Origin of the sequence: Streptomyces sp. YS-3 (assembly GCF_045257485.1) — a bacterium.
In the GTDB taxonomy this organism is placed as follows: domain Bacteria; phylum Actinomycetota; class Actinomycetes; order Streptomycetales; family Streptomycetaceae; genus Streptomyces.
The window spans coordinates 1-8887 of record NZ_JBJHPC010000292.1 but is presented as its reverse complement, the minus strand read 5'-3'; the positions used below and the strand labels follow the sequence as shown (position 1 = coordinate 8887).

8 protein-coding genes and 2 pseudogenes are annotated in these 8887 nt (G+C 71.7%); 4 read left to right on the top strand and 6 right to left on the bottom strand.

Annotation, left to right across the window (positions count from 1 at the left end; translation table 11 throughout):
• Together ACJA3G_RS22360 and ACJA3G_RS22355 are read left to right on the top strand one after the other, a co-directional pair.
• Positions 1 to 203: pseudogene (locus ACJA3G_RS22360) on the top strand (hypothetical protein); the annotation flags it as partial.
• A gap of 101 nt (positions 204 to 304) precedes the next feature.
• Entirely contained in the window at positions 305 to 778 is a 474-nt protein-coding gene (locus ACJA3G_RS22355) for a hypothetical protein (protein WP_406554805.1), read from the top strand.
• Between the two features lie 85 nt (positions 779 to 863).
• On the opposite strand, the gene ACJA3G_RS22350 is transcribed toward ACJA3G_RS22355, so the two are convergent.
• From ACJA3G_RS22350 to ACJA3G_RS22325, 6 genes are all read right to left on the bottom strand, one after another.
• On the bottom strand, positions 864 to 1547 hold the full coding sequence (locus tag ACJA3G_RS22350) for a uracil-DNA glycosylase (RefSeq protein WP_406554804.1): 684 nt from the start codon (positions 1545 to 1547) through the stop codon (positions 864 to 866).
• A gap of 109 nt (positions 1548 to 1656) precedes the next feature.
• Positions 1657 to 3201 carry an ABC transporter substrate-binding protein gene (locus ACJA3G_RS22345; protein WP_406554806.1) on the bottom strand — a complete coding sequence of 515 codons (1545 nt, stop codon included), beginning with the start codon at positions 3199 to 3201 and terminating at the stop codon, positions 1657 to 1659.
• A gap of 263 nt (positions 3202 to 3464) precedes the next feature.
• Positions 3465 to 4232 (bottom strand): SDR family oxidoreductase, encoded by a 768-nt coding sequence (locus ACJA3G_RS22340; protein WP_406554803.1) that lies wholly within the window; start codon positions 4230 to 4232, stop codon positions 3465 to 3467.
• A 17-nt stretch (positions 4233 to 4249) separates the two neighbouring features.
• Positions 4250 to 5011 (bottom strand): 3-oxoacyl-ACP reductase FabG, encoded by a 762-nt coding sequence (gene fabG, locus ACJA3G_RS22335; RefSeq protein ID WP_406554802.1) that lies wholly within the window; start codon positions 5009 to 5011, stop codon positions 4250 to 4252.
• Positions 5012 to 5215: 204 nt separating this feature from the next.
• Positions 5216 to 5599, bottom strand: coding sequence for a DUF3037 domain-containing protein (locus ACJA3G_RS22330; protein WP_406554801.1), 384 nt, complete (start codon positions 5597 to 5599; stop codon positions 5216 to 5218).
• A complete protein-coding gene (locus ACJA3G_RS22325) occupies positions 5596 to 6465 on the bottom strand; it encodes a HipA family kinase (protein WP_406554800.1) in 870 nt (289 codons plus the stop codon). The genes ACJA3G_RS22330 and ACJA3G_RS22325 overlap by 4 nt, the downstream gene beginning before the upstream one ends.
• Positions 6466 to 6529: 64 nt before the next feature.
• Here ACJA3G_RS22325 and ACJA3G_RS22320 point away from each other — a divergent pair, with 64 nt between their 5' ends.
• Together ACJA3G_RS22320 and ACJA3G_RS22315 are read left to right on the top strand one after the other, a co-directional pair.
• On the top strand, positions 6530 to 8635 hold the full coding sequence (locus ACJA3G_RS22320; RefSeq protein WP_406554799.1) for a prolyl oligopeptidase family serine peptidase: 2106 nt from the start codon (positions 6530 to 6532) through the stop codon (positions 8633 to 8635).
• Between the two features lie 67 nt (positions 8636 to 8702).
• A pseudogene (locus tag ACJA3G_RS22315) lies at positions 8703 to 8887 on the top strand (iron-sulfur protein); the annotation flags it as partial.

Sequence of the window (8887 nt, the reverse complement as noted above, 5' to 3'; positions counted from 1 at the left end):
CTCCCGTTCCGCGTCCGCGCGCCCATCCGCCGGCGCCGCACCCGCGTCCGCACCCGCGCCCCGCGCCGCACCCGGCCGTACCGCGGGTGCCCGCTCCCCCGCCGCTGATCGGGGACGACGTCTGTGACCTGGGCCGGTCGCTGGGCGGCTGGCGTCCGGACAGTCCGCAGGCGCGGATCTGCGAGGAGACCTACGGGAAGTAGCGACAGGCCCCGGGGCCGCGCCGGAGCCTCAGCCCGATTGTCGGTGCGGGCGGCTAGCGTCGAGGCGACGGGATGCGTACGACAGGCTCGCGGAGGCCGCAGTGGTGGAGCAGCAGGAGGCGTCGGAGGACGTCGTCATGACCCGGATCGGGCAGGCGCTGATGCTCCTGCACGGCGGCGACCGGGAGGAGGCGCGCAACCGCTTCGGTGCCATCTGGGCGGAGATCGGCGAGCTCGGCGACCCGCTGCACCGCTGCACGCTGGCGCACTACATGGCGGACGCGCAGGACGACGCGGGCGACGAACTGGCCTGGGACCTGCGGGCGCTGGCGGCTGCCGACGCCCTGGACCAGGACCGGCTCGACGCGCACCACGCCTCGCTCGCGGTCCGGGCCTTCTATCCCTCGCTCCATCTGAACCTGGCGGCGGACTATGTGAAGCTGCACCGCCCGGAAGCCGCCCGGCTCCATCTGGACCGGGCGCGCACCGCCCTGGACGCGCTCGCGGACGACGCGTACGGGAACGGGATCCGGGCCGCCCTCGACCGGCTGGAGCGGCGGCTCGAAGGCGCCTGAGCACCCTCGGAGACGGGCACCTCGGAGCTGAGCCCCCTCGGAGCCGGGCGCCCGCGCGGATGGCGGCGCGGGCGCCCGGGCCGGGTCAGCCCAGGTCCGGGATGCGCCAGTCGATCGCCTCGTGGCCCTGCGCCGCCACCGCCTCGTTGATCTGGGTGAAGGGCCGCGAGCCGAAGAACCGCTTGGCCGACAGCGGCGAGGGGTGGGCGCCCTTCACCACGATGTGCCGCTCCTCGTCGATGAGGGGGAGCTTCTTCTGCGCGTAGTTCCCCCAGAGCACGAAGACCGCCGGGTCCGGGCGCTCGGCGACCGCGCGGATCACCGCGTCGGTGAACTTCTCCCAGCCCTTGCCCTTGTGGGAGTTGGCCTCGCCCTCGCGGACGGTCAGCACCGCGTTGAGCAGCAGAACGCCCTGCTCGGCCCAGGGCATCAGATAGCCGTTGTCCGGCACCGGGTGGCCGAGCTCCTCGTGCATCTCCTTGTAGATGTTGCGCAGTGACGGCGGCGTCCTGACGCCCGGGCGCACCGAGAAGCACAGCCCGTGGCCCTGGTCCGGGCCGTGGTACGGGTCCTGGCCGAGGACCAGGACCTTCACCTTGTCGTACGGAGTCGCGTCGAGGGCGGCGAAGACCTCCTCGCGCGGCGGGTAGACGGGACCCTTCGCCCGCTCTTCCTCGATGAAGTCGGTGAGCTCCTTGAAGTACGGCTTCTGGAGCTCCTCGCCGAGGACGCCGCGCCAGGACTCGGGCAGCATGGCGATGTCGGTCACGTCAACAACCTCCGTGGGATGTCCGGTTCCCGCACCCTGCGGTGCGAGATACCGAAAAACCTACCGGCCGCCACTGACAACGCCTGCCGCGCCCGCGGCGCCGGGCCTCCTACCAGCTGGTCTTGCGGTGCAGCTCCCACATGCACATGACCGTCTGGGGGTCGATGGCACGCTCGCCGCCGGCGATCTCGTCGCTGGCCGCCACATAGAGCTTGCCCTGCCACAGCGGCAGCAGCCGCACGTCGTCGGAGAGCACGTCCTGGGCCCGCTCGAACTTCTTGCTGACCGCGCCCCGGTCGGAGACCTCGCGGGTCTGCGGGATCAGCTGCTCGACGATCTCCCTGGGCTCGTACGGGGTGCCGACCGCGTTCTCCTTGCCGACGAAGGGCGCGATGAAGTTGTCCGGGTCGGGGAAGTCCGGGAACCAGCCGCGCCCGAAGACGGGGTACTCACCGTCCTGCATGCCCTGCGTGTACGCCTTCCAGGGGCGGTCCTGCAGGGTGACCGTGAACAGCCCGGAGGCCTCCAGCTGCCGTTTGATCTCGGCGAACTCCAGCGCCGTGGAGGAGCCGTAGCGGTCGGTGGTGTACCAGAGGCTCAGCGGCACCGGGTCGGTGATCCCGGCGCGGCGCAGGATGCCCTTGGCCTTGGGGACGCTGGGGGCGCCGAAGGAGTCGAAGAAGCTCACGGTGTGCCCGGCCACGCCCTTGGGCACCATCGAGTACAGCGGCTCGGCCGTGCCCTTGTAGACCTTGGCCACCAGCGCGTCGCGGTCGACGAGCTGGGCGACGGCCCGGCGTACGGCCGGGTTGGCGGCGAGCGGGTCCTTGGGGTTGAAGACCAGGAAGCGGATCTCGGTGCCGACCGTCTCGACCAGCTGGAGCGGCTTGCCCGCGGCCTTCTCGTTCTGGACGTCCACGACCTCGTCGGCGGTCAGGCCCCGGTAGGTGACGTCGATCTGCTTCTTCTTGAGGGACTCCACCATGGCGCCGGAGTCCTTGAAGTAGCGGATCGAGACCGCGTCGTTCTTGAGCTGCGCGAACCCCGCGTAGTGGGGGTTCTTCTTCAGCTCGGCCCGGTCGCCCGCGTGGTACGACTCCAGGGTGTACGGGCCGGAGCCGGTGAGCCCGCCGTCGTCGCGCAGCGCGTCCGCCGGGTAGGACCGGGGGTCCACGATGGACATGGCGGGGGCGCCCAGCACGAAGGGGAACGTCGCGTCCGGCTTGTTCAGATGGAAGGTGACGGTCCGCTCGTCGTCGGCGGTGACCCGGTCCAGGCTGGTGAGCAGACCCTTGGGGCCCGCCTTCACATTGATCTTCACAATGCGGTCGATCGAGTACTTCACCGCCGCCGCGTCGATCTTGTCGCCGTTGGAGAAGACCAGGCCCTTGCGGAGCGTGCACTGGAACGTACGGCTGCCCGAGTCCTTGAACCGGCAGCTCTCCGCCGCGTCCGGCTGGGGCGCGTTGCTGCCGGTCGGGAACGACAGGAGCGTCTGGAAGACGTTGCGGAACAGCTCCCAGGAGCCGTCCCAGGAGGCGGCCGGATCGAGGGTGCTGGGCTCGCTCACCGTGCCGACCTTGATCGTCTGCTCGGTCTCCGAACCACTGCTGGAAAGCAGGCCGCAGCCGCTCAGCAGGGCCAACGACGACATGGACGCAAGGGCCGCGGTGGTGCGCAGGCATATGGTCCGGTTGAACACGTGCACGCTCCTCGTTCAGCCATGGGTCGGCAGACCATACCGCAGCGCCCCGCCCGGTCAACTGGAGGACCGAGCGGGGCACTTGGGATATCGAGGGGCAAACCGGAACGCTACTCACCGGTATGAAGATCATCCTACTCCGGGTACGCGCGCGGGACACCCGGGCGCGCGTGCGCGGGGCCCCGCGCACGCGTGGCGTCAGTGCACCCGTGGCGTCAGTGCACGCCCGCGCCGAGGCAGAGCCCGCCGTCGACCACCAGCGTCTGCCCGGTCACCCAGGCGGACTGCTCGGAGGTGAGGAACGCCACCGCTCCCCCGATGTCCGAGGGCACCCCGAGGCGCTTGAGGGGGTAGCTCGCGGCGGCCTCCTCCTCGCGGCCCTCGTAGAGCGCCTGGGCGAACTTGGTCTTGATCACCGCGGGGGCGATGGCGTTGACCCGGACGTCGGGCGCGAACTCGTGCGCCAGCTGGAGGGTCAGGTTGACCATGGCCGCCTTGCTCATCCCGTACGCGCCGATGAAGGGCGAGGGGGCGAGGCCGGCGACGGACGCGATGTTCACGATCGCGCCGCCGTTCTCCTTCTGCCAGGCCTTCCAGGTCTGCTGGGCGAAGCCGAGCGCGGAGATCACATTGGTCTCGTAGACCTTGCGCGCCACGTTCAGGTCGAGCTCGGCCATCGGCGAGTAGACCGGGTTGGTGCCCGCGTTGTTGACCAGGAAGTCGATCCGGCCGAAGGCCTCCATGGCGCGCTCCACCGCGACGCCCTGATGGGCCTCGTCGTGGGCCTTGCCGGCGACGCCGATGACCCGGTCCGCGCCGAGCCGCTCGACGGCCTCCTTGAGGGCGTCCTCGCCCCGGCCGGTGATGCAGACGCGGTCGCCGCGGGCGACCAGCGCCTCGGCGACGCCGTAGCCGATGCCCCGGCTCGCGCCGGTGACCAGGGCGACCCGGCCGGAGAGCTCCGGGAGCTGAGTGTCCGTCATGGTGTGCTCTCCCGGCTTCAGTTGAGGGGTCCGCCGGCCACGTACAGCACCTGGCCGGAGACGAAGCCCGCGTCGTCGCCGGTGAAGAAGGCGATGGCGTTGGCGATGTCCTCCGGCGTGCCGACGCGCTGCACGGGGATCTGGGTGGCCGCGGCGGCCTGGAAGTCCTCGAAGCCCATGCCGACCCGGGCGGCGGTCTGCGCGGTCATCTCGGTGACGATGAAGCCGGGGGCGACGGCGTTGGCGGTGACGCCGAACTTGCCGAGCTCCTTGGCGAGGGTCTTGGTGAAGCCCTGGAGGCCCGCCTTGACGGCGGAGTAGTTGGCCTGACCGCGGTTGCCGAGCGCGGAGGACGAGGAGAGCGAGACGATACGGCCCCAGCCCGCGTCGACCATGTGCTTCTGGACGGCCTTGGCCATCAGGAACGCGCCCTTGAGGTGCACGTTCATCACGGTGTCCCAGTCGGACTCGCTCATCTTGAAGAGCAGGTTGTCGCGGAGGACGCCCGCGTTGTTGACGAGGACGGTGGGCGCCCCCAGCTCGGCGGCGACACGCGCCACGGCCGCCTCGACCTGGGCGCTGTCGGAGACGTCGCAGCCGACGGCGATCGCCTTCCCGCCCGCCGCCGTGATCTTCTCGACGGTGTCCTTGCAGGCCGCCTCGTCGAGGTCGAGTACGGCGACCGCGCGGCCCTCGGCCGCGAGCCGGACGGCGGTCGCGGCGCCAATGCCCCGGGCCGCCCCGGTCACGATGGCGACACGCTGCTCGGTGGTGGACATGCTGTTCTCCTCGCCCTGGGGATCCGCGGCTCCTCGTCCCTGAGCAACCGCTTAGTAGCTTCAGCAGACGAGACGCTAGAAGCCCTGGCACCCGGTGTCAACGGCACACGGATCCCCCGGCGAAGGTCACACCCGCGCGGCCCGCTCCGGGACATGTCGTGGAAGTCCTGCCTGCCCCCGGACGGCGCTCCTTCGCATTACGCCCTAGCGGACCAGCAGGTCGAGCAGCCGCTCGGTCTCCGCCGCCGGATCCGCGGTGAGCCCGGTGTGCACCGGGCCGGGCTGCACGACCGTCGAGCGCGGCGCGATCAGCCAGCGAAAGCGCCGGCCCGGGTCGTCGCCCGCCGCCTGCCCGGCCGCCGTACCGCCGCCGCAGACCCCCTCGACCGCCCGCAGCGCCGCCCGCACCCCGGCCACGTCCGCCCGCGGGTCGAGCGCCCTCAGCTTGGCCTCGTCCAGATGCGTACGGGCCGCGACGAAGGACCTGGCCCGGCAGTACACCAGCACCCCGGCGTTGAAGCACTCCCCGCGCTCGACGCGCGGCACCACGCGCAGCAGCGCGTACTCGAAGACATCGCGGTCGCTCACTTGCCGTCCTTCTCGCCGGGCTGGCCGGTCTTGCTGTCCTTGGTGGGGTGCGGCCAGGGCTTGAGGTGGTCGGTGAGCCAGCCGGGTGCCTGGGAGGGAGCGGTCCTGGCGGGCGCGCCCAGCGTGATCCGCTCGTGGATGTCGGCGGCGCGCGCCAACAGCGGCTCCACGTACGCCCGGCGCAGCGCGTCCGTCGTCCCGAAGCCGGGCTCGTCCACCAGCCACTCGTCGGGCACCAGCGCGGTGACCTCGGTCAGCAGCTCCTCGGTCACCAGCGGCGCCAACTCGGCGGCGGCCGAGGCCACATCGGGGCCGAAGGGGGCGAGGGCGTGGTCGGAGGCGTTGTAGGGCTTGGCGGCCGAGGCCCGCGCGCCCGGCCAGTTGTGGTGCCAGATCATCGTGGCGCCGTGGTCGATGAGCCACAGATCGCCGTGCCACACCAGCATGTTAGGGTTCCGCCACGAACGGTCGACGTTGTTGATCAACGCGTCGAACCAGACGACCCGGCCCGCCTCGGCGGGGCTCACCTCATAGGCGAGCGGGTCGAACCCGAGCGAACCGGGCAAGTAGTCCATTCCGAGATTCAGCCCACCGCTCGCCTTCAGCAGCTCCTGCACCTCCTGGTCCGGCTCCGAGAGCCCGATCACGGGGTCGAGCTGGATGGTGACCAGTTCGGGTACGCGCAGAGCCAGCCGTCGGGCCAGCTCTCCGCAGATCACCTCCGCCACCAGGGTCTTGCGGCCCTGTCCGGCGCCGGTGAACTTCATGACGTACGTACCGAGATCGTCGGCCTCGACGATCCCCGGGAGCGAGCCGCCCTCACGCAAGGGCGTGACGTAGCGGGTCGCTGTCACTTCATTGAGCATCTGGCCAGGCTACTGGCGCGGATGCGACTGTTCGATCACTCAGACCCCGAAGGGACGCTTCGCCATGCCCATGGAAGAGAACATCCGGGAGAAGACCGCCCGGCCGCGGACCGCCGAGGACTTCCCCCTCCAGTTCGCCCGCACCAAGCGTTTCACCCTCGGCGTCCCCAAGAACTTCACCGTCTCCCCCGACGGCGAACGGGTGCTGTTCGTCCGCACCGCCGACGGGCGCTCGCCGCTCGGCTCGCTGTGGCTGTTCGAGAACGGTGAGGAGCGCGTCCTCGTCGACCCGCGCGCGCTCGGCGGGCCGGGCGAGGTGCCGCAGGAGGAGCTGACCCGCCGCGAGCGGGCGCGCGAGAGCGGCGGCGGGATCGTCGCGTACGCCACCGACGCGGCCGTCCGCACCGTGGTCTTCGCGCTCTCCGGCGAACTCTGGCTGGCCGGGACGGACGGGAGCGCGCCGCGCCCCCTCCCCACGGCCGGGCCGGCCATGGACCCGCGCCTCTCCCCCGACGGCACGCTCGTCTCGTACGTGAGCGGGCGCGCCCTGCACGTCGTACGGGCCGACGGCACCGGTGACCGCCGACTGCTCGATCCGGAGGGCCCGGAGATCTCCTACGGGCTGACCGACCACGTCTCCGCCGAGTCCATCGGCCGCACGCGCAGCTCCTGGTGGTCCCCGGACGGTTCGGCGCTCCTGGTGGCGCGGGTGGACGAGTCGCCCGTCCAGCGCTGGTATCTGAGCGATCCCTCCCATCCGGACAGGGCCCCGCGCGTGCTGGCGTACCCCGCGGCGGGCACGGCCAACGCGGTGGTGTCCCTGGTCGTCGTCCGCGTCGACGGCGAGCGGGTGGCGGTGCGGCTGCCCCGCGCGGCGGACCCGGCCTCGCACCCGGCGGGCGTCTGGACCGACCCGGCCTTCGAGTACCTGGTGCAGGGCGGCTGGGACGCGGACGGCCCGTTCGCCACCGTCCAGACCCGGGACCAGCGCACCGCGTACGACCTCGCCATCGACCCGGCGAGCGGGGCGGTCGAGGTGATCGGTCATCACCACGACCATCACTGGCTGGAGTTCACCCCGGGAGCCATGGCGGCGGGCCGTTCCGGAGCCCGCCTCGGAGACGGTCTTCCGGCCGGTCTGCGGGTGCGCGCGATCCTCGGCTCGACGGGCGAGACGGTCTACTTCACGGCGAGCGACGAGCCGACCGAGACCCACGTCTGGGCGTACGCGCCCGGCTCCGGCTGCACCCGCCTCACCGAGGAGCCCGGGGTGCACACCGCCGTCGTCGGCGGCGACACCCTCGTCGTCGACAGCCGCACCCCGGACGGCCACACCGTCACCGTCCTGCGCGAGGGCAAGCCGACGGGCCGGATCGGCGTGCTGAGCGAGCGGCCCTCGGTGACACCGGCACCGCTCTTCCTCTCGCTCGGCGAACGCGGGCTGCGCACCGCGCTCTATCTGCCGTCCTGGCACCGCGAGGGCGCGGCCCGGCTGCCCGTCGTGATCCATTCGTACGGAGGTCCGGGGATACAGACCGTCGTACGGACCGGTGCCTGGCACCACGCGGTGAACCAGTGGTTCGCGGAGCAGGGGTTCGCGGTCCTGTCCATCGACGGACGCGGCACCCCGGGGCGCGGCGAGGCGTGGCGCACCAGCATCCACGGCGACCAGCTCACCCCGGTCCTGGAGGACCAGATCGAGGCGCTGCGGGCGGCTGCCGAGCGCTTCCCCGACCTGGACACCGGGCGCGTGGGCATCCGGGGCTGGTCGTTCGGCGGGTATCTGGCCGCGGCGGCCGTGCTGCACCGGCCGGATGTGTTCCACGCGGCGGTGGCGGGCGCGGCGCCGACCGATCTCACGCTCTACGACACCCACTGGAAGGAGCGGTATCTCGGCCACCCGCATGTGCAGCCGGAGAACTACGAGCGCGGCTCACTGGTCACGCACGCCCACAGGCTGACCCGGCCGCTGATGCTCGTCCATGGGATGGCGGACGACAATGTGGTGCCCGCACACCTGCTGCGGTTCTCGCAGGCGCTGCTCGCGGCGGGCAAGCCGCACAGCGTGCTTCCGCTGGCGGGCCAGAGCCATATGGTCACCGCGGAAGGTGTGGCCGACACCCTGCTGTGGCTCGATCTCGACTTCCTGAAGAAATCCCTGGGCGTCTGAACAGCCGGCCGGGCGGGGCCGTATCCCTTGACGCAGCCCCCTGTAGCAAGGTGAAGGGAAAGCCAGTATGAGCACCCAAGCTCTTCCGTCCGAGCCGGGCCCGGCCCGCCGTACCGTCGTCGCGGCGGTCGGCGGTGTCGGGCTCGCCGCCGCCCTCGCCGCCTGCGGCGACTCGGACTCGTCCGGTGACAGCGCCAAGTCCTCCGGTGACGGGGGTACCGGAGGAACGGGCGGCGGCGAGCCCGACACCGC